20 protein-coding genes are annotated in these 26,516 nt (G+C 70.0%); 8 read left to right on the top strand and 12 right to left on the bottom strand.

What is annotated here, in order from left to right:
* Positions 1–214 precede the first annotated feature (214 nt).
* The gene (locus ACLJRM_RS43940; RefSeq protein ID WP_410666409.1) at positions 215–1,354 is read right to left on the bottom strand and encodes an FAD-dependent monooxygenase; all 1,140 of its coding nucleotides are present in this window, start codon (positions 1,352–1,354) and stop codon (positions 215–217) included.
* Positions 1,355–1,473: 119 nt separating this feature from the next.
* Between ACLJRM_RS43940 and ACLJRM_RS43935 the strand changes: the two genes are divergently transcribed.
* Positions 1,474–1,809 carry an ArsR/SmtB family transcription factor gene (locus ACLJRM_RS43935; RefSeq protein WP_410666408.1) on the top strand — a complete coding sequence of 112 codons (336 nt, stop codon included), beginning with the start codon at positions 1,474–1,476 and terminating at the stop codon, positions 1,807–1,809.
* A gap of 31 nt (positions 1,810–1,840) precedes the next feature.
* Here the strand turns inward: ACLJRM_RS43935 and ACLJRM_RS43930 are convergent, their stop codons facing one another.
* The 3 genes from ACLJRM_RS43930 to ACLJRM_RS43920 all read right to left on the bottom strand — a co-directional run bounded on the left by ACLJRM_RS43930 (position 1,841) and on the right by ACLJRM_RS43920 (position 6,942).
* On the bottom strand, positions 1,841–3,262 hold the full coding sequence (locus tag ACLJRM_RS43930) for an AMP-binding protein (protein WP_410666407.1): 1,422 nt from the start codon (positions 3,260–3,262) through the stop codon (positions 1,841–1,843).
* Positions 3,263–3,361: 99 nt separating this feature from the next.
* Complete coding sequence (locus tag ACLJRM_RS43925; protein ID WP_410666406.1) at positions 3,362–4,021, bottom strand: MFS transporter; 660 nt, start codon at positions 4,019–4,021, stop codon at positions 3,362–3,364.
* A 77-nt stretch (positions 4,022–4,098) separates the two neighbouring features.
* The gene (locus ACLJRM_RS43920) at positions 4,099–6,942 is read right to left on the bottom strand and encodes an ATP-binding protein (protein WP_410666405.1); all 2,844 of its coding nucleotides are present in this window, start codon (positions 6,940–6,942) and stop codon (positions 4,099–4,101) included.
* 162 nt (positions 6,943–7,104) lie between these two features.
* Between ACLJRM_RS43920 and ACLJRM_RS43915 the strand changes: the two genes are divergently transcribed.
* A complete protein-coding gene (locus ACLJRM_RS43915) occupies positions 7,105–8,640 on the top strand; it encodes a S8 family peptidase (RefSeq protein ID WP_101608125.1) in 1,536 nt (511 codons plus the stop codon).
* A gap of 31 nt (positions 8,641–8,671) precedes the next feature.
* Positions 8,672–10,129, top strand: a complete 1,458-nt coding sequence (locus ACLJRM_RS43910) for a trypsin-like serine protease (protein ID WP_410666404.1) — start codon at positions 8,672–8,674, stop codon at positions 10,127–10,129.
* Positions 10,130–10,596: 467 nt separating this feature from the next.
* Here ACLJRM_RS43910 and ACLJRM_RS43905 read toward each other — a convergent pair whose 3' ends face one another.
* Entirely contained in the window at positions 10,597–10,878 is a 282-nt protein-coding gene (locus ACLJRM_RS43905) for a hypothetical protein (RefSeq protein ID WP_410666403.1), read from the bottom strand.
* Between the two features lie 142 nt (positions 10,879–11,020).
* Here ACLJRM_RS43905 and ACLJRM_RS43900 point away from each other — a divergent pair, with 142 nt between their 5' ends.
* The 5 genes from ACLJRM_RS43900 (at position 11,021) to ACLJRM_RS43880 (ending at position 15,285) form a co-directional block, all read left to right on the top strand.
* Positions 11,021–11,464 (top strand): hypothetical protein, encoded by a 444-nt coding sequence (locus ACLJRM_RS43900; protein WP_410666402.1) that lies wholly within the window; start codon positions 11,021–11,023, stop codon positions 11,462–11,464.
* Positions 11,461–12,648 (top strand): ATP-binding protein, encoded by a 1,188-nt coding sequence (locus tag ACLJRM_RS43895; RefSeq protein ID WP_410666401.1) that lies wholly within the window; start codon positions 11,461–11,463, stop codon positions 12,646–12,648. The genes ACLJRM_RS43900 and ACLJRM_RS43895 overlap by 4 nt, the downstream gene beginning before the upstream one ends.
* Positions 12,645–13,955, top strand: coding sequence for a tetratricopeptide repeat protein (locus ACLJRM_RS43890; RefSeq protein ID WP_410666400.1), 1,311 nt, complete (start codon positions 12,645–12,647; stop codon positions 13,953–13,955). The genes ACLJRM_RS43895 and ACLJRM_RS43890 overlap by 4 nt, the downstream gene beginning before the upstream one ends.
* Positions 13,956–14,026: 71 nt before the next feature.
* Complete coding sequence (locus ACLJRM_RS43885; RefSeq protein ID WP_101608130.1) at positions 14,027–14,221, top strand: hypothetical protein; 195 nt, start codon at positions 14,027–14,029, stop codon at positions 14,219–14,221.
* A complete protein-coding gene (locus ACLJRM_RS43880; protein ID WP_410666399.1) occupies positions 14,218–15,285 on the top strand; it encodes a serine hydrolase domain-containing protein in 1,068 nt (355 codons plus the stop codon). The genes ACLJRM_RS43885 and ACLJRM_RS43880 overlap by 4 nt, the downstream gene beginning before the upstream one ends.
* Before the next feature lie 43 nt (positions 15,286–15,328).
* On the opposite strand, the gene ACLJRM_RS43875 is transcribed toward ACLJRM_RS43880, so the two are convergent.
* Genes ACLJRM_RS43875 through ACLJRM_RS43845 form a run of 7 tightly spaced genes read right to left on the bottom strand, consistent with a single transcriptional unit; the run spans position 15,329 to position 26,433 of the window.
* Entirely contained in the window at positions 15,329–18,667 is a 3,339-nt protein-coding gene (locus ACLJRM_RS43875; RefSeq protein ID WP_410666398.1) for a serine hydrolase, read from the bottom strand.
* Positions 18,664–19,656 carry an ABC transporter ATP-binding protein gene (locus tag ACLJRM_RS43870; RefSeq protein ID WP_101608133.1) on the bottom strand — a complete coding sequence of 331 codons (993 nt, stop codon included), beginning with the start codon at positions 19,654–19,656 and terminating at the stop codon, positions 18,664–18,666. The genes ACLJRM_RS43875 and ACLJRM_RS43870 overlap by 4 nt, the downstream gene beginning before the upstream one ends.
* Entirely contained in the window at positions 19,653–21,557 is a 1,905-nt protein-coding gene (locus ACLJRM_RS43865; protein WP_410666397.1) for a dipeptide/oligopeptide/nickel ABC transporter permease/ATP-binding protein, read from the bottom strand. The genes ACLJRM_RS43870 and ACLJRM_RS43865 overlap by 4 nt, the downstream gene beginning before the upstream one ends.
* On the bottom strand, positions 21,558–22,538 hold the full coding sequence (locus ACLJRM_RS43860) for an ABC transporter permease (RefSeq protein ID WP_101608135.1): 981 nt from the start codon (positions 22,536–22,538) through the stop codon (positions 21,558–21,560). It lies immediately after the preceding gene.
* On the bottom strand, positions 22,538–24,136 hold the full coding sequence (locus ACLJRM_RS43855) for an ABC transporter substrate-binding protein (RefSeq protein ID WP_410601029.1): 1,599 nt from the start codon (positions 24,134–24,136) through the stop codon (positions 22,538–22,540). The genes ACLJRM_RS43860 and ACLJRM_RS43855 overlap by 1 nt, the downstream gene beginning before the upstream one ends.
* Positions 24,137–24,145: 9 nt before the next feature.
* Complete coding sequence (locus ACLJRM_RS43850) at positions 24,146–25,048, bottom strand: serine hydrolase (protein WP_410666396.1); 903 nt, start codon at positions 25,046–25,048, stop codon at positions 24,146–24,148.
* Positions 25,045–26,433, bottom strand: a complete 1,389-nt coding sequence (locus ACLJRM_RS43845; RefSeq protein ID WP_410666395.1) for a serine hydrolase domain-containing protein — start codon at positions 26,431–26,433, stop codon at positions 25,045–25,047. The genes ACLJRM_RS43850 and ACLJRM_RS43845 overlap by 4 nt, the downstream gene beginning before the upstream one ends.
* Positions 26,434–26,516: the final 83 nt, after the last annotated feature.

Here is a 26,516-nt window from a genome sequence, read left to right as displayed (position 1 = left end):
CTGCAAAATGTTTCCGTGGCCTCCGGCCGAAAGAGGCGCGCGACGGTGAAGTCTCCCGTCGCGCTGACGCGCTCCCGGGAGTCGGGACGTCTGATGTCCCGAAAGTGGCTTTCGCGACACGGCCGCTCGGCATCGGACGCGCCGCCTTTGCCTTAGCCCTCAATAGAACCCGAATTGCCACTCACGACCCCCGTCGCAAGGCGAATATAGGCCGCTAACCGGTCTTTGCGTCCGCGGTTTCGCGAGAGGTGAGACCGACCGCGCGCCCCACCGTGTTGCGTACCAGGAGGCCTGATCGGGTGCCGGGCACCATGAGCCTGGAGAGCAGGCCGACACGTCGCTGTCGCGGCCGCACTTCACGGCGGAGCCGCGACTCGTAGGCGGCGAAGGCGCGGACGTGATCGTCGTGGTGGGAGGCGAGTTCTTCCGCGAGGGCAAACGCTCCTGCCATCGCCATGCTGGACCCGTCGCCCAGCAGGGCCGTGGCCGCCGCCGCGTCCCCGAGCAGAACGACCCGTCCACGGGACCACGAGGGCATCCGGACGGTCGTCAGGGGGTCGAAGAACGGGGCCGGGTGGTCGAGGTACGCCGCCACGAGCTCCGGCGCCCGCCACCGCACGCCGGCGTACACGTCGGCCACGGTTTGCTTGTGCAGAGCGATGTTCTTGCGATCGTGGGGCTCCGGCCGTGTGGCCCGGAAGGTGAAGATCGCGAGCGGCGTGGTGCGCGAGGGGTGGACGACCAGCATCCGGTTCGGCGCGGTCAGCATCGTCAGCTCGCTCGGGTCGTCGATGGCGTCGGGTTCCAGCGGGACGGTCGCGCCGAAGAGACCCAGGTCGCTCACGAACTGCCGCTCGGGCCCGAACACCAGACGCCGGACGGTGGAGTGCATCCCATCGGTACCGACCACCAAGTCGAAACGCCGTGGCGCGGACCGCCGAAAGGTGACGTCGACTCCGCCTTCGTCCTGATCGAGCGCGGTGACCGTCTCGTCGAACACGAACTCGGCATCGTCCCGCGCCGTCCGGTGGAGTACCTCGGAAAGGTCGGCCCGGGTCACCTCGACCGTCGGCGACCCTTCCGAGGAGGTGGGAAGCCGCAGGACTCGTTTGCCGTCCGGGTCGAGCAGGGCCAGCGACCGATTGCGGGTGGCGACCTCGCGCAACCGCGGAACGATGCCCATCCGCTCGGCGACCGGTATCGCGGGCCCCTTCACGACGATCGCGCTGCCACCGGAGCGGAGCTGCCGGGCATGCTCGACGACGGTCGGCCGGTATCCGTTCCGGGCGAGCCAGTACGCGAGCGCGGGCCCGGCGATTCCGGCACCGACTATCAGCACCTCGGGCTTCTTCATGACAAGACCTCTCGGAGCGTCGACGACCACACCCTCGGCCGCCTAGGTACGAATTATTTCGTACCTGAGTAGAGCACGCCCCTGAGGTACGATGCAAGACGTACCTGAGGGAGGTGTCCGTGGCCGGAAGGAACCTGGTCGGTCCAGAGGTCGATGCGTTCGAGCTGGGCGTGGTGCTTCGCGCTCTCGCTGACGAGCACCGTCGTTCGGTGATGACGGAATTGGCCGCCGACCGCACCGACGGCGAGCGAGGCTGCAACTCGTTCGCTCTCCCGATCTCGAAGCAGACCCAGACCCACCACTTCCGGGTCCTGCGCGAAGCAGGCCTCATCGACGAGATCGACTACGGCAACCGCAAGGGCGTCCGCCTACGACGCGCGGACGTCGAGAGCAGGTTTCCCGGACTGCTCGCACTTCTGGAAGCCGAACACCGGGACGAAACTGCTCCTCACTGAACTGAGTCCCTCGTCTCGCGGCCGGCCTCGTTCAGGCGATGTGACGATCGTGTCCAGACCAGAAGGGTGCGCGTAACGCCCGCTTGTCGACCTTGCCGATCGCGGTCATCGGCAACGCGTCGGCGAAGTCCACATCGGACGGTACGAAATGCTCGCCTCCGAAGAATTCCCTGGCGTGCGCTCGAATCTCGTCGGCCGTCAGCGCTCCTGAAGACACCGGCACGACCACGGCGTGCACCCGCTCCCCCTCGCCGCCTTCACCCGGGACGCCGAACACGGCCACCGAACGGACCAGCGGATGCCGTGCGAGCGCGTTTTCGACCACGGTCGAGAACACCTTGGTGCCGTGCTCGCCGGTGACGATGACGTCGTTCGCGCGGTCCAGCAGGTACAGGTACCCCTCGTCGTCGAACCGGCCGAGATCCCCTGTCCGCAACCATTCGGCACCGATCGGCGGCGCGCCGTGATAACCGTCCATCATCGACAAGCCGCGCACCAGGATCTCACCGTCGTCGATCCGCGCCTCCATCCCCGGAACGATCCTGCCCACGGATTCGAGCCGCTCCGGCCGTCCGTCGAGCTCCGCCGCGGAGATACTCGCGATCATCGGCGCCTCGGTGAGGCCGTAGCCCTGCCCGACCACCGGCCCGAACATCTCCAACGCCTGAGCCAGCCGTCGCGGCGGAAGCGGCGCGGCACCCACCGAAAGCTGCCGCACGCTACTGACGTCGGTCGACGCCATGGCCGGATGATCGAGCACCGCCGCCAGCCGCGCTGGCGTGAGCGACAGTGAGGTGACCCGGTGTTCCGCGATCGCGTCCAGTACGGTGCCCGCGTCGAAACCCTTCTGCAGCACGACACTTTCCCGCCGCAGGATCGCCCCGAGCACGGTGGCGTTCCCGGTCATGTGCGTCATCGGCGCGATCAGCAGCGTGCGCCCCGGCCCCGCCGGATCCGGCGCGAAGATATGCGCCATCCCGTCGTAGATGCCGCTGTGCCGGATGAGTTTCGGCACCCCCGTGGTTCCCCCGGTGGGGAAGATGACGGTGACCGACCCCGGCAGAGCGGAGGGCTCGATACCTTCACGGGCCACCAGTTCGTCGAGCTCGATCACCCGTGCGTCATCGGCGGGCCATCCCGTCACCTGGTCGGTCACCAGCGTCGTGACCCCGGCCGCCGACACCGCCGCGAGCCGATCCGGCAGGCTCGCCGAAGCGGCGACGAGCAGCACCGTTGCACCCCGGAGCTGCGCGGCGACTTGCAGGAGAACGGTCTCCGGCCGGTTGCCCGCGTCGATGGCGACGATCCCGCCCTCAGGCAGCCCCGCGTACAACCGGGACACCAGGTCGAGTGCCTGCGCGTAGCTGGTCACCTGGCCGTCCTGTACGAACAGCGCTTCGTCACCGGCGGACCGAAGCACACTCAGCACCCGGGTCAGGAACAGACTTTCCACAGCCCGGACCTTAACCCAGCGGGGACGCAGGACCCGTCGGCGTCAGGGTCGTAGGCGCCTCCGAAGCGAAGCCGAGGTCAAGCCACGGCTTCGTCCGCGTCAACCGAGCGGCGGACCTTGAGGCTGGTACGGCATCGGACGGGCCGAGGGTTTCGCCGTCACCATCGTGACGATGCCGATGATTCCGGCGACGACGAGCGCGACGAAGGCGAACAGCGCGGCCACCAGGTACACCACGCGGAAACCGGTGGCGTCCGAGAGCAGCCCGCCGAGGAACGGCGCGATCGCCAGGGCCAGGACACCGAGGCCCGCGAGCACCCCGGTCGCGGCGCCACGACCGGTGCGGAGCCGCCGGATGAGTGCGACGGTCACGCCGATGGCCGCGCCCGCGCCGAGTCCGGTGAGCACCCGCGCGACCAGGAACAGGGCACCGCTGGGGGTGAAGGCGACCAGCAGCACACCGAGGAGCATCAAGAAGGTCGCGGGAACGGTCACCGATGTCGGGAAGCGCGCGCCGGGCAGCAGACCGGCGGGGAAGGCGATCGCGGCAGCGACGAGGTACGCGACGAGCCCGCTCAGCAGCAGGGACTCATGGGACATGCCCAGCTCGATCTGCAGGGTCGCCCGGCCGTCGAAGCGGTAGATCACGGTGAGCAGGAACAGACCGATGAGCGCGGCGAACCCGGGCCCGATGACCAGCCACCAGGGCGGTCCGGCGGTCTGCTGCGGGTCGCCCTGCGACGGCGTCGGCACGTACATGCGCACAACCTATAGCGACCGGAGACACGGATGGACCACTTCGCGGAAAAGCCACGGATGGTCGCACCCGCAGCGGTTCAGAGCCGGACATCGCGCCGGGAGGACGCGTCGAGTTTGCGGAGCACGTTGGCGACGTGGTCCTCGACGGTGCGCCGTGAGATGAACAGGGCTTGGGCGATCTCCCGGTTGGTGTGGCCGTTGGCCAGCAGGCGCGCAACGTCGTGTTCGCGCGGCGACAGCTGCGTGCCGTAGCTGCGGCGGCCACGGACGGACGGGATGACGGTGCCGGTGCTGCGGATGTGGTGGCGGCAGCGTGCCGCGTCGACGGTGGCGCCCAGGGCGTCGAACGTGACGGCCAGCTCGCGGAACACCGCGGGATCGGCGCCGGTGATCCGAGCGGCCTGGTCTGCGCACTGCGCGGCCCGGTAGCGCTGCCCGAGTTCCTGGTATCGCAACCGCGCGTCTCGGTAGTGCCGGTCCGCGTCGTCGCGCTCTCCCGCCGCGGCGGCCAGCTGTGCCCGGCACACCGTGAGCGCCATCCGCGCTGACGGCGCGTCGATGCCGTCCAGCTCCTCCTCGGCCTCCGCGACGAGTCGCCGCGCGGCGTCGGGCTCGTCGTCGGCGAGATAGCACGCGACCGCTTGGGGGACGATCTCGGCGGTCCACGCCCAGGAGCCCTTCGCGCGGAGCAGGGCGAGTCCACGCTCCGCGTGCGCGCGAGCGGCGGTGTCGTCCCGGCCGAGGAGCATGGCAGCCATCCCTCCCGCCGCGGCCACCGCCACCGGGATCACCGCCGTCGGGTGAATGTCCAGGGCGGCGTGGAATCCGTGTTCGGCGGTCAGCCAGTCGCCGCGTGCGGCGGCCAGCCAGCCGATGACCAGGTTCAGTTCGTTCGCGATGAGCGGCAGATGGGAGTAGGCGTGAATCAGCGCCTGTACCCGCTCGGCCAGCCCTGTCCACTCGCCCGCGAGCCAATCCAGCCGGGCCGCGGTGGCTTCGGCCGTCGCCACCACGTAGTCGGCGCCCGTCCGTGAGGCCATCGCCAACCCGGTGTGCAGGAACGTGCGCCCCTGCCGGTCCCGGCCGGTCCACGAGCACGCGTCGGCCAGGTTGGCGTGGGCCCGGGCGAGGTGCCTGATCTCGGCGGGGTCGTCGACGTCGTTGGGCGCGGGCAGCAGGGAGATCCGGTCCCAGACGCCCGGGTCACCGACGATGAGCTGCCCGCCGAGCACCGTGGCCAGGACCGCCGTGCGCGCGGGACGCCGCGGCAGCCGGGCGAGCAGGTCCTCCACCCGCAGAAGCCAGGCCCGGTGGTCGGCCGCGGTGGCGATGTCCAGGTACGGCACGGAGAGCAGTGCCATCCCGGACGCGACGCGCTCGGGCTGGTCGCCCAGAAGTTCTATCGCGTGGGTGATTTCGGCACAGCCACGGTCCAGCATGGACTCGCGCACCAGCAGGGTGCCGAACCACAGACGCATCTCGCCGCGTACGTCGGCGGTCAACCTGGGGTCTGACAGCAGCGTCTCGATGCGCCTGATCACGTCGGCGTCGGGCAGCCCTGCCAGCGCGTACCCGCAGAGTTTGGCGGCCAGCCGGTTCACGTCCGCGGCGGGCACGTCGCGGTCGGAGACCACTTGGGAGAGCAGGTCCACCGCGGTGGACATGTCCTTCGCCCCGGCGGCGGTGTCCGCGGCGCTTTCGCTGTACCGCAGCCATTCTTCCGGCATACCCGCCTCGGCGCAGTGCCTGGCGAGCCGCGCCGCCGGCCACCCGGGCACGTCGGCCAGCACGCGGACCGCGGCGGCGTGCAGCTCCCGCCGTCGCGGTCCCGGCAGGGCCGAGCAGACCGCCCGCCGGGCCATGCCGTGCCGGAGGCCGTACCGGTTCGGCGGGTCTTCCGACAGCACACCGGAACGCACCAAGCTCACCACCGGGTGCGCGCCGGGTGACCCCGCGACCGCCGCGAGGATCTCCACCGGCGCCGCATCCTCCAGCACGGCGGCCGCCTCGGCGACCGCGCGCTCCGGCTCGATCAGCCGGTGCAGTCGTTCGAGCACCGACTCCTTCACCAGGACAGGCACCTCGACGGCGGCCAGGAGCCGGCCCGCCGTCACCCCCTCGCTCCGGGTGTCCACGAACCGGTCACGCAGGACCCGAGCCAGTTCCGTGACCACGAAAGGAACTCCGCCGGTCTCGCGCAGAGCCGCTGTCGCGAACGACTCCGAAACGACGCCGCCCGTCACGGCTTCGATCAGGGCCCGTACCTCCGGCTCCTCGAACGGTCGCAGTCCCAGGTGCGTGGTGAGGACCTCGGGCGGCGGGCGCACGACCGGCCCCAGCGGGGCATCGCCGGAGAGTTCCTCACGCCGGTAGGTGACGACCAGCGACAGTCCGGGCGGCGGATCCGTGAGCAGAAATCTCAGCACCTGCCGGGTGTCTTCGTCCGCCCAGTGCACGTCTTCGACCACGAGAACGGCCTGCCCGAGCTCGCGTACCAGCGCGCAGACCGCCCGGAACATCCGATGGCGCTCGGCCTCCGGGTGGTCCAGCGGCGGCGGTGCCGGGGGCAGGAGATCGGCCAGTTCCGGCAGGTGTCCGCGCAGTGCTCCGGTCACCGGATCGGGACGGCCCATCCTGTCCCCCGCCCGCCCGAGACAGTCGAGCAACGGGCCGTAAGGGAAGGGTTCGTCAAACGGCTGGCAGGTGCCGACGGCCATCCACAGGTTCCTGCCGCGCACCGCCGTCGCGAGGGCACCGACCAAAGTGGTCTTCCCCGCCCCCGCCTCACCTTCCACGAACACCACCGCGGGCGGGCGGATGACGACGTCGATCAGGGTGGCCAGGTCCGCGGCCCGGCCGACCATCGGGAGCGATCGTCCGCGCGCCGTCTCACCGCCCATCGTCACCTCCGCGCTGGTCACACCGGTTCCGGGAGGTCGCAACGATACGTCGCAGGGATACCACCGCGTAACCCTGATCGCCGTAATGCCGTACCCCTCCGGGGTCTCACCACGATTGTTTCCCCTCCGCCCGCGCCGAATGGTGAAGCGGTGCGCCAGGCGCACACGGGAAAGGGAGGAAAGATGCAGAAGGCCCGGATAACTCTAGGTCTGGTCGCCATCGCGGCCGCACTGGCGACGGTGAGTCCCGCCGCGTCGGCCGCGACGCCCGAAAGCGATGTCGTGCAAGCCCGGCAGCCCATCGCCGGTCGCTACATAGTGGTCCTCCGGGACGGCGCGCAGGCGGCCGCTCAGGGCGGGGCCGCCTCGTTGACCCAGCGCTACGGCGGTGCGGTCGTCGACACCTACGCGTTGACCCTGAACGGTTTTTCGGTCCGGGACCTGAGCGAGCGGCAGGCCCGGCGACTGGCCGCCGACCCGGCCGTGCGGACGGTGCACCAGGACGGCGTCGCACGTGCCGCCGGCGAACAACCGAACCCGCCGTCGTGGGGGCTGGACCAGATCGACCAGCGCACCAAGACCCTGGACAAGAAGTACGTCTACCCCAACGGTGGCGAGGGTGTCACCGCGTACGTCGTCGACTCCGGGGTGGGTATCCAGCACGCCGAGTTCGAGGGCCGGGGAGCGCACGGCCGCGATTTCATCGACAACGACAACGACGCGAGCGACTGCTTCTGGCACGGCTCCCACGTGGCGGGCACCATCGCGGGCAAAACCGTCGGCGTCGCCAAGAAGGCCAAAGTGGTCGCGGTCCGCTCGCTGGGCTGTGGCGGCTCCGGACCGGATTCGGCGACCGTGAGCGGGCTGGAATGGGTGGCCGCCAACGGAGTCAAACCGGCCGTGGTCAACCTGAGCCTGGTCATGGACACCCTCGGCGTCGGGGACGCTCAAGTGAAAGCGTTGGTGGACAAGGGGTTCGTGGTCGCCGTCGCCGCGGGCAACAACGGACAGGACGCCTGCACGGCCAGCCCCGGCCGTACTCCCGAAGCGTTGACCGTCGGCTGGATCAACCAGGGCGGCGGCCGTAGCGGGAACTACGGGAAGTGTGTCGACCTGTTCGCGCCGGGCGGCAACATCTACTCCACCGACCACACCGGCGGCTTCCGTACCGGCAGCGGCACCTCGATGGCCTCACCGCACGGCGCGGGGGCGGCGGCGCTGTACCTCGCCGCGAATCCCGGCGCGACACCGCAGCAGGTACGCGACGCGCTCGTCCGCAACGCCTCGCCGGGGCTGGTGACCGATCCCGGCGCGGGTTCGCCGGACGCGTTGCTCTACACCGGGTTCATCGGCGGCGGCACGCCGACCAAGTGTGGCGTCAAGTCCAACGACGAGGACGTGTCCATTCCCGACGCCGGGGCCACCGTGGGCAGCACCGTGACCCAGAGCGGCTGCGACGGCAACGCTCCGGCGAGCTTGGCCGTCCGGGTGGACATCGACCACAGCTACTCGGCGGACCTGGCGATCGACCTGATCGGACCGAGCGGGGCCACGCTGCCCGTCAAACCGGCGGGCGGGATCGGCGAGGCGGGCGGTGTGCACCAGACCTTCACCGTGAACGCCTCCGGCGAGAACGCCAACGGCACTTGGAAGCTTCAGGTGCGCGACGTCCACCGCTTCGACACCGGCACCTTGACCGGCTGGTCGGTCACGTTCTGATCGGGAACAACCCTGCGAACCGAGGAGCACGATGAGAACAGCGCGTCTGGTCACCGCCGTCGCCATGGCACTGGCCGTGATCACTTTGCCCGCGATCGGGACGGCGAACGCCGAACCCACCGCGATCGCCGCGACACCCACCGATCAGCTGCGGCCCCCGGACATGGGGACCAGGGTGGTCAACGGACAACGCACCACCGTACGGGAAAACCCTTACATCATCGCGGGTCTGCGAGCGGGCGGCGGCGGCCCGCAGGGACAGTCCTGCACCGCTTCCGTCGTCGGCAAACGCAAGATCATCACCGCGGCGCACTGCATGATCGACGTCGGCGGGGCGAAGAGCTACCTCTACGGCGACGACGACCTGAACACTCCGGGCGACGAAACCTTCCGCACCCCTGTCGCCTCCTACAAGGTGCATCCCCGCTACACCGGCCCGAACTCGTGGCAGACCGGCTACGACGTCGCGGTGATCACCACCGAGGCCGACCTGCCCGTCCCGGAGAACCAGTGGGCCAAGGTGGCCGGATCGGGTGATGCCGGGCTGACCGCACCGGGGAAGTCGGGCACCGCCGTCGGCTACGGAAAGACCTCGTCCGGAGGCGGTTCCGGCGTCCTGTACAAGACCACGATGCCGGTCAACGACGCGAACAACTGCCAGGTGTTCAACGTGCGGGTGAACCCCGACCTCATGGTGTGCGTCGGGTACGACGACGGACGCACCGCCACCTGCTCCGGCGACAGCGGCGGGCCGTTCATCGTGGACGGTGTGATCGTCGGCGTCGTCTCGTGGGGCGCGTCCGGATGCGACCGCTACAGCATCATGGCCCGGCTCACCAGCGAGATGGGCGACTGGGCGCGCGGCGAGATCGGCGGCACTCAGCCCGGTGACGGGAAATTCGGCGTCTCCCTCAGTCCGGCGGCGGGCAAGGTCGAACCCGGCAAGTACATCTCGACCTCCGTCGTGACCAAGGCAGGCGACTCGGGACCCGAAAAGCTCGAGCTGGCCGCGACCGGCCTGCCCGACGGCGCGACGGCCACGTTCCAGCCCGGTTCGTCCGTCGACTCCGGCGACGTCGCCAAACTCACCGTGGAGACCGCGGCGAGCACTCCGAAAGGCACGCACCGGATCACCGTCACGGCGAAAGGCCCGTCCGGCACCAAGTCCGCCGACTACACCCTGACCGTCGGCGACGGCGGCACCACGGAAGGACCGAAGCCGACCGTCTCGCCCGGCGCGGGAACGGTGACACCCGGCTCGTTCGTCAACGCGACCGTCACCGTCGCCGGAGGAACGGGCAACAGCACACTCACCGCGACGGGCCTGACGTTCAGCCCGATGTTCCAGCCCTCCAGCGTCGCCCCAGGCGGTACGTCGCGCATGTCCGTCGCCGCCCCGTTCCAGCGCGGCATCTACAAGATCACCATCACCGCCACCGACAGCACCGGCAAAACCGGTACGGCCGAATACAGCCTCACCGTCCAATGAGGTGATCCGACACTGTGGAGCCCATGACCGTGGGAGGTCATGGGCTCCACAGGACGGGCGTTGCGAAAGCCACTTTCGGGACATCAGACGTCGCGAAAGTGGCTTTCGCGACACCGGGGATGGCGACCGCGCACAACGCCTGAGTCATGCTCCGGCCGGGTGAGTCGTGAGCGCGTAAGGGGGTTGTGGGCGAGTGGGGAAGATTTGGGACATTGAACGTCCCAAATCTTCCCCGCTCGACCGCCGGTCGTGAGGTTGTGTGGGTGTGGGCACGGTCTTGATCGACCCGGCCCATCGACGATGAAGGAATCGGGACACTCAACGTCCCGATTCCTTCATCGTCAACACCCGGCACACGTTGAGCCGCCACGCTCGAACGTGCCATCGCGGACACTTCGCCTTCGCCCTGCTCACGCGCAGGTAGGCAAATACCGGTCGTGCCAACCCGAAACGCCACTCACGACCCGTCAGCGTCTCCGGGTGGGATGAGGAGTGCGGCGCGGGGTCGTCGGGCGCTTCGCGGTCGTCGTGGAGCGATGAGCCGTGGTCCGCGTCGTCTCCGGGGTCAGCCGGGTCGTGGTGGTCGCCGGGGTCTCCGGCGGCGGCGACGTCGCAGTCTTCAGAGGACTGGTCGCCGGGGCCTTCGTGGTCGTCCCGGGCAGCACCTGGCCGGTCCCCGACCCGCCCCCGGCGCACGCGCCGAGCAGTACACCCGCGCCCACGACCAGGCCACAACACCACACCCGCATGAGCCGGGACCCTAACAGCCGCCCTCTCCCCGGCCGGCCCTTTCCGGACGATTCGCTTGTGGTCTCTTCGGCCCTTTTGGACTCCCGACACAGCCGCCAGGGTGGCGTCGACCCCTGAGCTCAAACGCGAGAGAGAACCACAATGACGGGAGACAACAGCCCCGAGCTGGTCGCTGAACTGGACCGCCTCGACGAGGCTGTCAAAGCCGCGCCCGCGGGAGACACGGCGGCGCAGATCGCGCTGTGGCGGCAGGTGACCCGCTTGGAGCACTGGTTCTTCATCGCGCGCGGCCAGGCCGACCGGCCCCGTCCCTACGCCGTCGCCGCCGAGCAGGGGCCGATGATCTGCCTCTACAGCAGTGCGGCGAGGGCGAACGAAGCCGCCCGCGCTCTCGGCCTGGCCGTCCCGGAGGGCGACGCGGTGCCGCTGTTCAGCGTGCCGATGCCGGCCGCGATCGACTACCTCGCCGCGTTCGCCGAGTCCGGAGTGGTCGGTGTGACGCTGGACCATCCGCGGATCGGCCACTACATCCCGCTGGCGAACCTGGGTCTGCTCAAGGGCTGGATCGCAGGAGCGGCACGGTGACCGATGCCGATCGAAGCGACGGTTTCCTCGAGGTGATCGCGCGCGAGGTGGAGGCCGACCCCGGCAATCTGGCGCTGCGCGAGGACTTCATCACGCTGCTGCTGGAGCAGGACCCGGATCGCGCCGCCACCGAACTGACGGCGTTCGGGGCCCACGGCGGTGACCCGGCGCGGATCCGCTTGCTGCGCGCCCGGCTGATGGCGGCGCGGTTGCGCACCTCGAACCCGCCGCCCGCCGAGACCGTTCCGTCCCCGGCCGACGGGGACCGGCAGTACGGCGGCGCCGCTGTCGCAGCGTCGCTGTGGGACACCGAGCGCCCGGCGGTGACCCTGTCCGACGTCGCGGGTCTCGCCGACGTCAAGCGGCACCTGGACACCACGTTTCTCGCTCCGCTGCGCAATCCCGGGCTGGCGGCGGCGTTCGGGCAGAAGCCGGGCGGATCGCTGCTGATGTACGGCCCGCCCGGGTGCGGCAAGACGTTCATCGCCAGGGCGATCGCCGGCGATCTCGGCGCGTCCTTCATCCACGTGACCCTCGCGGACCTGCTCAGCAGGTGGATCGGTGAGAGCGAGAAGGCGATCCAAAGCGTGTTCCGCGACGCACGCGCGGCAGCGCCGTGCGTGATCTTCTTCGACGAGTTCGACGCGCTCGGCGGACGGCGCACCTCCGGTGGCGGCGGGTCTCACTCGATGCGGATGCTCGTCACCCAGCTGTTGGAAGAGCTCGACGGCGTGGACGGCGCGAACGACGGGGTCTACTTCCTGACCGCGACGAACCGGCCGTGGGACATCGACTCCGCGCTGCGCAGACCGGGCCGGATCGACAAGACGGTGCTGGTGCTGCCGCCGGACGCGGTCGCCAGGGCGGCGATCGTCCAGAGCACGCTGGCGGGCAAGCCCTCGGACGATGTCGATGTCGTGGCCGTCGCCGCGGCGACGGAGGGGTTCTCCGGTGCCGATCTCGGTCACTTGACGACCACCGTGCTGCAGCAGGCGATGGTCGAGTCGATGAGCAAGGGTGAGCTGATACCGGTCACCACCGCCGCGCTGCTGGCCGCGGCCGGTGGCATCATCCCGTCCACGACGTCCTGGTTCGACCAGGTGGCGCCGGTGCTGGAGTACGGCGTCGACGACGGCACCTTCGATCAACTCCGGGCGTACCGGGTCAAGCGAGGAATGCGATGAGCGACTTCGATCGCACGCCCGCCGACGACGCGGATGCCCTGGAGCGGACCCTGGACCTGGCCTGGGAGCTTTTCGCGGCACAGCCGGAGCATCCCAAGGTCGCCGAGCTGGCGCTGCAGGTGCTCGCGGCCCAGCCTCAGCGGAGCAGCGTTTCGCTGTTGCTCGGCAATCACCGCGAGTTCTGCGGCGAGGCTGACGAGGCACGCCGTCTTTACCTCCAGGTGGCAGGTCGCCGCGACGGCCAGTTCGTCAACGCGGCTCGTGCCCTTCGGCATCTGGCGTTCGCCGAGCGCGATCATCCCGAGGCGCTCCGGTGGGCGGACACCGTGCTGGCCGAGGAGCACGAGGACTGGGACGACTGGATGGAGCTGGGGTCCGCCCAGGCGCTCTGCGGGGAGCACGAGGAAGGGTGGCGCCAACTCGACGAGGCGGTCGCCCTGTGCTCCCGGACGGTGCCGGACGAACTGCCCAAGGCGCTCGGGAAACGCGGGGTGTACCTGCTGGGGAGCCTCGCACCGGTCGACCGGTTCGTCCACGCGGCGGAAGAGGCCATCCGGGCCGACGCGGCGAACTCGTGGGTCGCTCTGATGCTCGGCTGGTCCTACCTGGTGCAATACCGGTTCACCGACGCCGAACAACTCGGTCTGCGGCTGCTGCGCGAGGATCCGACCGAGGATCTGGCGCAGAACCTCGTGGGGACGGCACGGACGATGCTGCGGGTCGCCGAGAACGCTCAAGCCAAAGACATCACGCTGGAGGACATCCGCCGCACCGGGGTGATCGAGCTGGGGTGGCAGCAACTGCGCGACCGGATGCTCGGTACCGACCTGGCTTCCGCGCTGGCGGCGCTGAACGACGTGCTGCCCGCCGACCTGCGTGCCACCCTGCGACCGGGAATCTCGATCTCCGATGAGACCGAGGCCGACAAGATCGGGTCCATGGTCGCGGAGGATCTGGTGGCCTGGCACGACGGCCAGCAGCCCGGCTCCGGCTCCGCCTGGGGCCTGGCCGAGCCGTTCCGCCTGCTGTCGGCGGCCGAGATCATCGCCATGAGCGCCGGGATCGAGGCCGACCAGGCAGCGCACCCCGACTGGCCCGAAAACGAGGTCTGGGAACAGGTGATGACCGACGACGCCGGGGCGTACCTGGTCGCCGTCGCGTTCGGGACTTTGGTCAAGCGCCGGCCCGGACACCCCGACGAGCCCGTCGCCGCGTCGATGGCGGATTGGGTCTGGGACCGGGTGGCGGGCTTCGGCGGGCCGGATCCGCGACCGGCACCCCGGAAGACCGACGAGCTCCCGGGGTAGCGCCAGCACCACCCCGCAATCGGGGGTCACTCCCCTACTCCACGAGACCGCCGCTCTTTAGCGTATTTCCCATGAGCGACACCAAAAACTCCAGCGGCGCCCTCGTCACCGCCTCCCTCTGGCTGGTCCTTCTCGTCAGCGCCGCCGCCAACTCGATCGGCCAGTTCGCGGGACTGGACTGGACCTTCCGCATGGCCGCGGGCGCCGTCTCGGTCGTCTGCATCGTGCTTCTGATCATCCGTTACCTGGCGCGGCGCAAAGCGTGATCGGAAAGCTGTCGCTCCTCGTCGCGGCCACCTTGCTCACGCAGACCTTCCCGGCGCACGCCGCCCAGGACTCGCTTCACCGGGCCGCACAAGAGATCGTCGACCTGGGCGCGACCGGCGTCCAGATCCGTTCGGTCCGGGACGGCCGGGTCCGGACGGTGGCTGCGGGGGTGGCCGATCTGGTCACCCGCGAGCCGGTTTCCACCGAGGGACGGTTCCGGATCGGCAGTACCACCAAGCCGTTCGTCGCGACCGTCCTCCTGCAACTGGTGGCGGAGCACCGGATCCGGCTGGACGACCCGATCGAGGAGCACCTTCCCGGGCTCCTGCCGGACGGGAAGACGATCACCGTCCGGATGCTGCTCCAGCACACCAGCGGACTGTACGAGTACCTCCGCGGCATGCCACTGACGAGCGACGACTTCCCGAAGTACCGCTTCAAGCACTTCGAACCCGAGGACCTCATCGAGATCGCCGCCGCGAAGCCCCTGGACTTCCGGCCGGGCACCGCCTATTCCTACTCCAACACGAACTATGTCGTGCTGGGCATGCTGATCGAGCGGATCACCGGACGGCCGTGGGGCGCCGAGGTGACCGAGCGGATCTTCCTGCCTCTGGGCATGGACCACAGTTCCGCGCCCGGGGACCGGATCCGCATCCCCGGCAGGCACGCCCGCGGGTACCAGCAGGCCGGTCGGTCCCTTGTGGACGTGACCGAGATGAATCCCAGCCTGGCGGGTTCCGCCGGGGCCCTGATTTCGACGACGGCCGACCTCGACAGGTTCGTCCGGGCCTTGGTGGGCGGGAGACTGCTCCCCCGCGCGCTGTTCGCCGAGATGACCCGGCCCCTGCCGTTCACCGGCGGGTACGCGCTCGGGCTCGAAACGCGGACGACGCCGTGCGGCGTGACCGTGATCGGCCACAGTGGCGGCATTCCCGGCTACGGCACCGTCGCTTTCGCCAGTCTCGACGGGACACGCCGGGTACTGGCTTCGTTGACCTTCGGGCACGGTCCCGGCGACGACGCCGTCCGCGCCCTCGTCGACAAGGTCGTCTGCGCCTGAACACTCGGCCCGCCCGGAAGTCGTCCGGGCGGGCCGAGCGCTTTCAGGAGACCTTCGGCGTCGCGCGCACGCCGTAGTGCATGTACTGCTCACCCGTCGGCAACGAGTAGAACGTGACCGGCATCCACGTCCGCGCACCCTCCTCACGGCAGACGTAGAGCGAGTCGGTCACCGGGACCAGGGCGAACTCCATCGTCTTCTCCGGCATGAGATCGGCCAGCGGACCCGTGACGGTCTGCCGGAGCCGGATCCCGTCCCCGTCGGCCAGGACCTCCATCAGCACACCGGCCCGTTCGTAGACACCGACGTGCTTCGAACCGTCCACGGTGACCGGAGTCGCGGGCGGCTCCAGCGGCCGCGGCATCGCCACGTCGGCGAGTTCGGCGAAGATCTCCCGGTACAGCTCCACGTACAGGTCGCGGGTGTTGCCGCCGTTGGTGAGCAGCGTGACGGCGAGCCCTTGATCGGGCAGCAGCCGCAGGAACGCCGATTGCCCGATCGTGTTGCCGTCGTGGCCGATGACCCGCCGTCCGCTCCAGTCGTCGCGGATCCAGCCGAGGCCCCAGGAATCACCGAGCGAGTGCTTGTCGGGGATCTCGGTCTGCTTCTCGGCCATCGCGGTGGCGGACGCTGTCGTCAGGATCCGGTCACCGGACGGGGTGAGACCGCCGGTCAGGTGCAGCCGGGCGAACCCGAGCACGTCCTTGGTCGTGGCGGTGATCAGTCCTGCCGGGCCCATGTTCCGCGGCAGCCCCCAGACGGGTGCCGGCTTCGGTTCCTCGTCCGTGCCCGCGACGTGACCGACGGCCGCGCGGTACATCAGCGCTTCCTCGGGAAGGGTCACGGTGTGGGTGAGGCCGAGCGGGGCGAACAGCTTCTCCCGCATCGCGGCGTCCCAGGTGAGCCCGGTGAGCTTCTCGATCACCCGGCCCATGAGCACGAAACCCGAGTTGCAGTAGGAGAACGTCTCGCCCAACGGATGGTTCTGCGCGGCCTGGTCGAGGATTTCGACGTAGCGCTCGAGGCAGTCGTCGCCGCGGCCGGTGTCGGTGAAGACGTCGCCGTCGATCCCGCTGGTGTGCGTCAGCAGATGCCGCATGGTCACCTGCTTGGCGACGTCCGGGTCGGCCAGCCGCAGTTCCGGGACGACGTCGGCGATCGGCGCGTCCAGATCGAGGAGGCCCTCGTCGACCAGCTGCATCACCACGGTCGAGGTCCACACCTTGGAGACCGAACCGATCTGGAACACCGAATCCTCGGTGACCTCCACGCCGGTCGCCGTGTTGAGCACACCGAAGGAGGCGTGCACCTCGGCGTCTTCGGTGTTCTCCCTGCCGTCCCCGACCCGCACGATGCCCAGTGCCGCACCGGGGACGCCGTACTTGCGCGCCAGTTCGGCCAGACGGCGCCGCCAGTGCGCGGCGTCGATCGGCACCCGCGACACCCCGTCCACCGGTCCCGCGTACTGCTCGACCCAGTCGAGGACCCGCCGGTTGAAGTCGAGACGGTGCGAGGGCGGGCCGTCGAGGATGAACAGATGAGACGCGCCCGGGTACAGCACCATCCGGGCCGGGACGCCGCACGCACGCAGGGCACCGAACCACTGCTCGGCCTGGCCGACCGGGCACCGCTCGTCTTCCGTGCCCTGGACGACCAGCGTCGGCGTCCGCACGTCGGCGACCTTGGCGAACGGTGAGAACTCCGCGTTGGCCTTGTCCCACGACGCGCCGCCGAGCTCGCCGACGGCCAGGTAGTGCCCGGCGTCGGAAGTGCCCTCCATGCTGGTCAGGTCGCTGACCACGCCACCGGCGACGGCGGCGGCGAAGCGGTTGTCGCGGCTGGTCAGGTAGCAGGTCATGAACCCGCCATAGCTGTAGCCCGCCACGGCGAGACGGTCCGCGTCGGCGACCCCTTCGGCGACCAGCCGGTCCAGCGGTTCGAGGAAGTCACAGGAGTCCGCGGTGCCCCATCCGCCGACGGCGCCGGTGAAGAAGTCCTCGCCGTAGCCGTCGCTGCCCCGCGGGTTGAGCAGCAGGACCGCCCAGCCGCGCGCGACGAGCGCCTGGTGATAGAGGTGGATCCAGTCGGCCGCGCCGTTCCAGGCGTTGTGCGGGCCGCCGTGGATGTCGAGCAGCAGCGGCGCGGCGCCGGACCGGGCCGGGTCCCGCAGCAGCCAGCCGTGGACGACGGTCCCGTCGCCGATGGTGAATTCCCGTTCCTCGTGCACGAAAAGGTCGACGTCGGCGACCGAGGCGCCGTGCTCGGTGCGCACGTCGACGGCACCCGTGGCCGGGTCGACGGTGGCGATCTCGCCGTACGAAGTGCCCGTGGCCAGGACGACCACGGCCTTGTCGCCCGCGAGGTCCATTCCGGACACGACGCGGTCGGCGCCGGCCAGTACCGCGCGCGGGTTTCCGCCGTCGACGTCCACTCGGTACAGATGGGTGCAGCCGCGGTCACGAAGGCCGAACAGCACGGAACCGCCGTCCGCGGTCAGCTTCGGGAGCGCGCCCGGGTAGCCCGCACCGCCGAACATCACGTTGCGGTCCAGCGAAGCCGTCAGATCGACCGCGTCGCCGCCGTCGAGCGGGACCCGCAGCAGCCCGAGGTGGCCGACTTCGGTGTCACCGCGGCCCGCCACCAGGAGTTCGCGGCCGTCGGCGGTCCAGGTGACCGGACCCGCCATGCCTTCGCCGGAGCCGATCAGCCGCGGTTCGGCGGTCTTCGCGGTCACGTCGAGAACATAGGCACCGGAACGGAAGGTCAAGTCGGCGTCGGCGTCCCGTCCGGCGGAGAACGCCAGGTGCGTGCCGTCGGGCGACCAGGCGGGGTCGCCGGCGTGCCAATCGCCGAAGGTGACCTGCCGGACCTCGCGGGTGGCGACGTCGAGGACATGCAGGTGCTTGCGGATGGTCTTGATCAGCCCGGCGCCGTCGGCCTTGAAGTCCAGCCGGTCCGCCACCACCGGGGCGTTCGGGGCGGGTTCACCGTCCGCCAGGTCGACGGCGGCCGAGAAGGCGATCTTGCTTCCGTCCGGGCTCCACACCGGAGCGCCCGCCCCGAGCGGCAGTTCGGTGATCCGTTCGGCTTCCCCGCCCGACGACGGCAGGAACCACAGCTGCGGCGGACCGTCCTGGGCGCGGAGGAACGCGATCCGGGTGCCGTCCGGCGCCCAGGTGGGGGCCAGGTCGGCGGTTCCGCGCGTGAGCTGCCGGGCTTCTCCGGAGGTCGAGCCGACCTCCCAGAGCGTGGTCTCGTTCCGGTCCTCTTCGCGGTTCGCCGTGCGCAGGACGTAGACGATCCGGCCGCCGTCCGGTGACAGCGAAGGTTGACTGGGGACGGCGATCGCGTACAGGTCGTCGAGACCGAGACGTCGGGTCATGGTGCGCTTGCTCCTCTGGAGATCGCGAGCGGGTGGCTCTCGTTTTCGCTGAAGTGGCAGGCCGCCGAATGACGTCGGTGTGCCGCGCCTTCGGTGGGGTCCGCCTGGAGGCAGAGTTCGCGGTCGGCGCGCACGAGCGGTCCGACCGGGCATCTGGTGTGGTACCGGCATCCACCCGGCGGGTGGTGCGGGTCCGCGGGTTCGGTGTCGGAGGTCTTCTCGTCCGCGCCGGTGTCGAACAGCGAGGTGTGCGCCGAAGGTGCCGCGGCGAGCAGATCCTTGGTGTACGGATGCCGTGGATCGGTGAGCACCTGCTCGGCGGGCCCGACCTCGACGATCCGGCCGAGGTACATCACCGCGACGATGTCGCTGAGATAGCGGATCACCGCGAGGTTGTGCGAGATGAACAGCATCGACAGACCGAGCCGCCGCTGCACGGACCGGACGAGGTTGAGCACCGCACCCTGCACCGAGACGTCGAGCGCGGAGGTGATCTCGTCCGCGATCAGCACCTCCGGCCGCCCGGCCAGCGCGCGGGCGAGCGCCACGCGTTGCCGCTGACCGCCGGAAAGCTGGCCCGGCAGGTGCCCGGCGCGGTCCGGGTCGAGGTTGACCAGTTCCAGGAGCCGGGCGACCTCGTCCCGGCGCGCGCCGCGGCCGGGGAGGACGCCACGCGGGATCGCTTCGGTGATCGACTCGCCGATGCTCATCCGCGGGTCCAAAGAGGAATACGGGTCCTGGAACACCATCTGCAGCGGACGGCGACGGGGCAGCTTCCGAACATCCACCCCGCCCAGCAGGACCCGCCCGGCGCTGACCGGGGAGAGCCCGACGGCGGCGCGGGCCAGCGTCGACTTCCCCGATCCCGATTCACCGACGAGCCCGACGACCTGTCCGGAAGGGACGGTCAGCCCGACGTCGTCGACCGCGGTGAGACCACGTCTCCCGCCGTACCGGACGCTCACCGCGTCGAAGACGAGATCACTCACTCCGTACCTCCGGCGGTCACGGTTTCCTTGGCGGGCTGGGAAAACGTCGTCTCGTGCGGATGCCAGCACGCGACGCGGTGCCCCGATTCCACGCGTTCCAGCACCGGGTCTTCGAGGCGGCACCGATCGGTCACCGCGGGGCACCGGTCGGCGAAGGCGCATCCGGTGGGCACGCGATCCGGTTCCGGCGGGCGTCCGGGGATCACCGCGAGCGGCGCGTCGCGATCGGTCTCGAGGTCGAGCGTCGCGGCCAGCAGGGCCCGCGTGTACGGATGCCGTGGCGTCCCCACCGACGGCAGGTCCTCCACCACCCGGCCCGCGTACATCACCAGCATCCGCTCGCAGGTCTGCGAAACGACCGCGATGTCGTGGCTGATCAGGATGATCGCGGTGTTCCGCTCCGCCCTCGTCCGCGCCAGCAGGCGCAGCAACTGCCGCTGCACGGTGACGTCCAGCGCCGTGGTCGGTTCGTCGGCGATGATCAGCCGGGGGTCGCCCATCAGGCCCATGCCGATCATCGCGCGCTGCCGCATCCCGCCGGAGAACTCGTGCGGGTACTGCTTCGCCCGCCGTTCGGCGGCCGGGATCCGCACCGCGCGCAACCGGTCCACGGCTCGCTCGAACGCCTTGGCGCGCGGAAGACCTTGGTGCTGTTCGGCCACTTCGGCCAGCTGACGGCCGATCCGCCTGGTCGGGTTGAACGAGGTCATCGGGTCCTGGAACACCATCGCCAGCGAGGTGCCGAGCAGGCCGCGCAGATCCCGTTCCGGGGTGGTCAGCAAGGGTTTCCCGGCGAAGTCGAGCCTGTCCGCGGTGACCACGGCAGGCGCTTCGACCAGCCGCGACACCGCCAGCCCGGTCAGGCTCTTCCCCGAGCCCGACTCGCCGACGACACCGATCGCCTCGCCCGCGTGGACGGTGAAGCTCACCCCGCGTACCGGAACGGTCCAGCCCGCCGGACGCGGGAACGCCACCTGGAGGTTCTCGACCACCAGCACGGCGTCGTCACGGTCCTCGGCGACGTCCTCCCGCGCGGGAGTGACCGGCCGCGGTGCGAGCTTGCGGGATCCGGTGCGGACACCGATCACCCCGGCCACGGTCTCGCCCACCAGGTTGAAGGCGAGCCCGGCCAGGACCACCGCGACCCCCGGCGCGAGCGCGGCCGCCGGGTTGACGTAGATCCCGTTGAGTCCCTCGCCGAGCAGCCGTCCCCAGTCGTAATCCGGTGCCTGCACACCGATGCCGAGGAACGACAGCCCGGAGAACGCCAGCAGTGAGGAGCCGGCGCCGATGGTCGCGTTCACCACCAGCGGTTCGCCGATGTTCGGCAGGATGTGCCGGACCAGCAACCGGATGCGGCCGACCCCGGAGATCCGGGCGGCGGACACGAAGTCCTGGCCGGCCACGGAGGCCGAGAGCGTCTGTGCCAGCCGGGCGAACGCCGGTGCCAGCGCGAACCCGACGGCCAGTACCGCGCCGTGGGTGCCGACACCGAAGATCACCGAGAAGAACAGCACCAGCAGCAACCCGGGGAACGCGACCGCGATGTTCACCGCCGAGGTGACCAGCCGGGCGGCGGGCCGCGGCAGCAGCGAGGGCAGCGTGCCGAGGACGAGTCCGGTCACCACGCCGATCACCGTCGCGAGCACCGCCAGCAGTACCGAAAGCCGGGTCGCCACCAGGACACGGAAGAGGATGTCGCGACCGAGGTCGTCGGTGCCCAGCCAGTGCGCCGCCGAAGATCCTTGCGCGATCGCCTCGGTGTCGATCGCGAAGGCCTTGTCGTGCCACAAGATCGGGGCCAGTACGGCGAGCGCGATCACCAGGGACAGCAGGGTCGCCGAGAACGCGCCCACCGGGGTGCGCAGGGCAGCGAGCCATTTCGCGCGTCGATTAACCACTTAGCTCTCCCGGATCGTCGAACGCGGGTCGAGGACGGCCAGCAGCACGTCCACCGTCAGGTTCACCAGCAGCACCCCGATGCCGTAGACGAGCACGATCCCCTGCACCAGCGGATAGTCCTTCTGCAGGATCGACTGGGCGATGGTCGAACCGAGTCCTGGCCAGGCGAACACGTTCTCCACCAGCACTGTCCCGGCGACCATCCCGGTCAGCATCAGCCCGCCCATGGTCAGTGTCGCGGTCAGCGCGTTGGGCAGCGCGTGCCGGAGGTAGACCAGCCGCGCCGGCAACCGTTTCGCCCTCGCGGTGCGGATGAAGTCGTTGCCCAGCACGGAAAGCGTCTCCACCCGGACGATGCGGGCGAGCACCGACGCCGGGCCGAGCGCCAGCGCGATGACCGGGAGGACGAACGAACTCGCGTCCGCGCTCCCGGCGACCGGGAACCAGCCGAGCTGGACCGCGAAGAACGCGACCAGCGCGACCGCCACCAGGAACTCCGGGATCGCCGCGAGCAGCACACTCGTCGAGGTGAACGCCAGTTCGCTGCCCCGCCGCCGCCCGCCGCGGGTCAGCACGGCGAACAGGACGCCCAGCGGGATCGCCACCGCGATGACCACCGCGAAGGCGGGCAACGCGAGCTGCAGGGTGGCGGGCAGCCGGTCGCCGATCACCTCGGAGACCGGCTGCCCGCTCGTCATCGACGTCCCGAAGTCACCGGTGAACAGCCCGCCGAGGTAGTGGACGTACTGCAGCCACAGCGGATCGTTGAGGCCGAGGGCCTCCCGTCGCGCGTTCACCAGGTCCACCGGCGCGGTCAGGCCGAGCGCCGCCCGGACCGGGTCGCCGGGGATCAGCTGGATCATCAGGAACGCCGTGGTGACCAAGACCCACAGCGAAACCGCGAACCGGCCGAGACGACGCACGGCGAACGAGAGCCAGGGACTCCCGCGCAACCCGGCCGGGGCGAGCGCGACCGTCATCAGCTGTACATCCGGATCGACGACGGCTCCACCGAACCGAAATTGACCTTGAACTTCGCGTTGCTGCCGAAGGTCGGGATGACCGAGTTGACGTAGGGCACGACGTCCAGCCGCTCGATGAGCGCCGATTCCGCCGCGAGCCAGGTCGCGCAGCCGGAGTCACCCGGCATCTGTGCCGCCTGGGCGGCCTGCGTTTGGTAACCCTTGTTCTCGATGTGCGCGAAGTTCGTGCCGGAGGGCGGTTTCGGCCCGGAGACGAACGGAACGGCCTGACTCGGCAGCAACAAGGTCACCGGCGCCAGGGAGATGTCCCACTCACCGGTGCCGAAGAGCACCTGGTTGGTTCCCGGGCTGTCGACGCCCTTCAGCGTGACCTCGGCGCCGACCGCCTTCCAAGACTGCTGCATCAGTTCGGCGGAGGGCGCCATCGTCGGTCCCAGCTGGGTGCCGTAGATGGCCGTGAGCGCGAGCCGTTTGCCGTCCTTGACCCGCACGCCGTCCGCTCCCGGCTTCCAGCCCGCCGTGTCGAGGGCGGACTTGGCCGCGGCGACGTCGAACGCGGGCAGTTTGCCGTTCACCGAGTCGCCGGCGCACGCCTTGGGTTCGGTGGTGACCATTCCCTGGCTGGGTGCCCCCGCTCCGCTGGTGAGCACCTTGCCGATCTGCGCGAGGTCGAGCGCCTGCACCAGCGCGCGGCGGACGGCTTGGTCGCCGCCTGCCCGGCCGGGCGCCTGGTTGAAGAACATCTCGCCCATCGGCACGACCTGGTCGCCGTGGTACAGCTTCTGGGCGCGCAGGCGTTGCTGGTCCTGGCCGGTGATCCGGGCGGCGTTGAGTTCACCGGACAGCAGCAGGTTCGCCGTGGTCGTCATGTTCTGGATGACCCGGAAGGTCACCTTCTCCGGCAGGCCCGGCTGCTCGCGCTGCCAGTCCCCCGGGCCCCACGCGTAGTCCTTCCGCCGGGTGAGGGTGTAGTGGTCGTTCGGCACGATTTCGGTCATGGTGAACATGCCGGTGCCGTACTTTCCCTTGGCCAGCGCCGCACGATCCGTCACGCCCTTGCCGCAGACGATCGGGAGGTTGCCGACGTTGCGGAGCAGGAAGGCGTCGGGGGCTCCGCTGGCGAGGGTGATCGTCCGAGCCGCGTCGTCGGCGGTGGCCTTGGTCCCCGGCGCGACGGTGAGCCCGGACATCGGGGACTTGTTGGCGGGATCACCGACGAAGTTGATGTTCGCCGCCACGTCGCTCGCGGTCAGCGGGGTGCCGTCGTCGCAGGTGATCCCGTTCCGCAGGGTGAAGGACGCCGTGGTCGTGGTGGCCTCGAACTTCTCGGCGAGTCCCGGGATCGGCTTGCCGGTCTCGTCGAGGTTGACGAGGCTGTCGTAGAGGTAGCGGCCCATCTCGAGGGCGACCGCGAGCACGGTCATCGCCGGGTCCAGCGCTCCCGGATCGGAGCCGATCGCCATCGTGAAGGTCTTGCCTTCGGTCAGTTTCTGGTTCGCTGTCCGGTCTTCCCCGGATTGCGACGTCCCCCCGCACGCGCTCACGGTCAAGGCCACCACGCTCGCGATCGCGGCGGTGAGCCGGGCTTTCTTCATGGGGTTCTCCTACTGGGTGACGGTCTGCGCGCGAAGGTGTTCGACGGCGAGGCGGGCGGCCTCGCCGATGGCGGAATCGACCGCGGGCAGGCGGTCGGCGAGGGAATCGGCGCGGGTGAACACCGCGACGGCGTAGCGGCGACCGTCCACATGGGTCACCACCCCCGCTTCGTTACGGACGGCGGGCAGGGTCCCGGTCTTCGCCGCGATCGCCACCCCCGCGGGGAAACCGGACGAGATCCGGTGCGGCCAGATCTGCTGGGCCATGATCGTCCGCACGCGTTCGCAGGCGGCCGGGTCGCCCGCGCGGTCGGTCCAGATCGCGTCGAGCAGCTCGGTGATCTCACGCGGGGTCGATGACGTGGTGCGGTCCGGGTCGACCACCGCGAGCTTCCACAGCTGGTCCTCGGTCGCCGCGGCGAAAACGGCTTCCAGATCGTCGTCCGGTTTCGCGCCGAGATCGGCGATCACCGAGGCGAAGAGGTCCTCGCAGCAGCCGATCAGCCGTGTCCTGGCGAGTCCGAGATCGGCCAGCACCCGGTCGACCGCCTCCTGCCCGACCCGGTGGTAGATCAGGTCGGTCGCGGCGTTGTCGCTCATCGTCAGCATGAAATGCGCGAGGTCGCGCCAGCTCATCTCGACGTCGTCGGCGCAACCGGCGGTGCCGACCCCGCCGATCCGATAGCGCGCGACGACACGGGTCCGCTCGGTCTCGTCGAGCCGCCCGGCGGCCACCTCGCGGGCGAAGGCGACCGCGACCGGGATCTTGAACACCGACGCCAGCACGACCGGGTCGTCCGCGCCGACGCAGACTTCGGGACCGCCGTCGACGCCGACCTCGCGCGCGTGCACGAACCCGCGTGCCCCCGCTTTCGCGAAGACCGCTTCGATCTCGTCGGCCGTCGCCGTCACCGGCTCACCCGCCGGTCGGCCCGTCCGGTGTGGACGAACAGCGCGCGCCCGTCGCCGTCGTCGCCGACGAACGCGTGCGGCATGTGCAGGCCAAGCCTGTCGTGCGCGACGACCAGGGTGTCACCCTTGTAACCGAGCAGCCTGCTCTTCTCCGGCCCCGTTCCGAGGTCGGCGAAAATCCCCTTCGGCGTGCGCTCCAGCCAAAGCTCGCCGTCCTCGTCCTGGCTGACGACGATGTCCGCCACCTGCGACGAGTACTCGCCCACGTAGCGCGACGGGTCGGCCGGGGCTTCCGCGACGTTGGGCTCCGGCAGCGGCGGGACCTCGACGCCCGCCAGATCGCCCAGCACCTTCCGGAAGATGTCCAGGTAGAGGTGCAGCGGCTTGCCGCCGTTGGTCAGCAGTGCCACCGCGACGTTGCTGCCCGGCACCACCCGCAGGAACGCCGACTGGCCGATGGTGCCGCCGTCGTGGCCGATCACCGGGCCGCCGTCCCAGTCGAAGATCATCCAGCCGAGCCCCCACGCCCCGCCCATCAGGCCGAGGTAGGGCAGTTCGACCTGGCGCTCCCACATGGCGCGGGCGGTCTCCGGCTTGAGCACCTGCGTGCCGTCGTCGGCGCGGCCTTCGTTGAGGTGCATGCGCACGAAGGTGAGCAGGTCGCGCGGGCGCATCGCGAGATGCGAGCCGGCGGGCGCGTTCGACCGCGTCAGCGCCCAGACGGGCGCCGCGACCGGCTCGTCGTCCGGGGTGGGCTGGACGTGACCGATCGCGGCACGGAACCGGATCGCGTCGTACGGCCCGGTGGCGGCGTGCGTCAGCCCGAGCGGGGCGAAGAGGTGGTCGCGCAGGCACTCGTCGTAGGACTTGCCGCGCACGACCTCGATCACGCGGCCGAGCACGCAGTACCCGGCGTTGTTGTAGGAGAACATCTCCCCGGGGCCGAAGAGCTGCGGCACGTCGGACAGCGTCGCCACGAGCTTCGCGACGCAATCGTCGCCCTGTCCGGTGTCGGTGAAGATGTCGCCTTCGAAGCCGGACGTGTGACAGGTCAGCTGCCGCACGGTGATCCGCGAAGCGGCGTCGTCGTCGGCGAGGACGAACTCGGGAAGGTAGTCGCGGACGGGCTTGTCGAGGTCCAGCCTGCCTTCGTCGACGAGCTGCATCGCGAGGGTGGTCGTCCACACCTTGGTGATCGACCCGATCTGGAACACGGAGTCCACTGTGGACTCGACGCCGGTGCTCCGGTTCAGGATGCCTGCCGCGTGGTCGATCACCTCGCCGTTGGCGAAGACCGCGACGGCCGCGCCGGGCACCTGGTGCTCGGCCAGCAGGGCGGGAAGGTTCTGCTCGAGCCAGGCATCGATTTCGGAAAGTTTCGACATGGGCATCCTCGTCCGTGGAAAGGGTGGACCGGTGTTTCCGGAAATGCTAGGACGGTGACGGGCGTCACCGGTTCGTGCGGAAC

It is taken from the genome of Amycolatopsis sp. lyj-84 (assembly GCF_046549075.1).
Classification (GTDB): domain Bacteria; phylum Actinomycetota; class Actinomycetes; order Mycobacteriales; family Pseudonocardiaceae; genus Amycolatopsis.
Note: the sequence above shows the minus strand (reverse complement) of the source record. Positions and strands in the feature narration are given on the sequence as shown.

Excerpts from the sequence above, each read along its gene's own strand:
- ACLJRM_RS43940 (WP_410666409.1), bottom strand. The coding sequence starts at position 1,354 with ATGAAGAAGCCCGAGGTGCTGATAGTCGGTGCCGGAATCGCCGGGCCC.
- ACLJRM_RS43925 (WP_410666406.1), bottom strand. The coding sequence starts at position 4,021 with ATGTACGTGCCGACGCCGTCGCAGGGCGACCCGCAGCAGACCGCCGGA.
- ACLJRM_RS43915 (WP_101608125.1), top strand. The coding sequence starts at position 7,105 with ATGCAGAAGGCCCGGATAACTCTAGGTCTGGTCGCCATCGCGGCCGCA.
- ACLJRM_RS43910 (WP_410666404.1), top strand. The coding sequence starts at position 8,672 with ATGAGAACAGCGCGTCTGGTCACCGCCGTCGCCATGGCACTGGCCGTG.
- ACLJRM_RS43905 (WP_410666403.1), bottom strand. The coding sequence starts at position 10,878 with ATGCGGGTGTGGTGTTGTGGCCTGGTCGTGGGCGCGGGTGTACTGCTC.
- ACLJRM_RS43900 (WP_410666402.1), top strand. The coding sequence starts at position 11,021 with ATGACGGGAGACAACAGCCCCGAGCTGGTCGCTGAACTGGACCGCCTC.
- ACLJRM_RS43890 (WP_410666400.1), top strand. The coding sequence starts at position 12,645 with ATGAGCGACTTCGATCGCACGCCCGCCGACGACGCGGATGCCCTGGAG.
- ACLJRM_RS43885 (WP_101608130.1), top strand. The coding sequence starts at position 14,027 with ATGAGCGACACCAAAAACTCCAGCGGCGCCCTCGTCACCGCCTCCCTC.
- ACLJRM_RS43875 (WP_410666398.1), bottom strand. The coding sequence starts at position 18,667 with ATGACCCGACGTCTCGGTCTCGACGACCTGTACGCGATCGCCGTCCCC.
- ACLJRM_RS43860 (WP_101608135.1), bottom strand. The coding sequence starts at position 22,538 with ATGACGGTCGCGCTCGCCCCGGCCGGGTTGCGCGGGAGTCCCTGGCTC.
- ACLJRM_RS43855 (WP_410601029.1), bottom strand. The coding sequence starts at position 24,136 with ATGAAGAAAGCCCGGCTCACCGCCGCGATCGCGAGCGTGGTGGCCTTG.
- ACLJRM_RS43845 (WP_410666395.1), bottom strand. The coding sequence starts at position 26,433 with ATGTCGAAACTTTCCGAAATCGATGCCTGGCTCGAGCAGAACCTTCCC.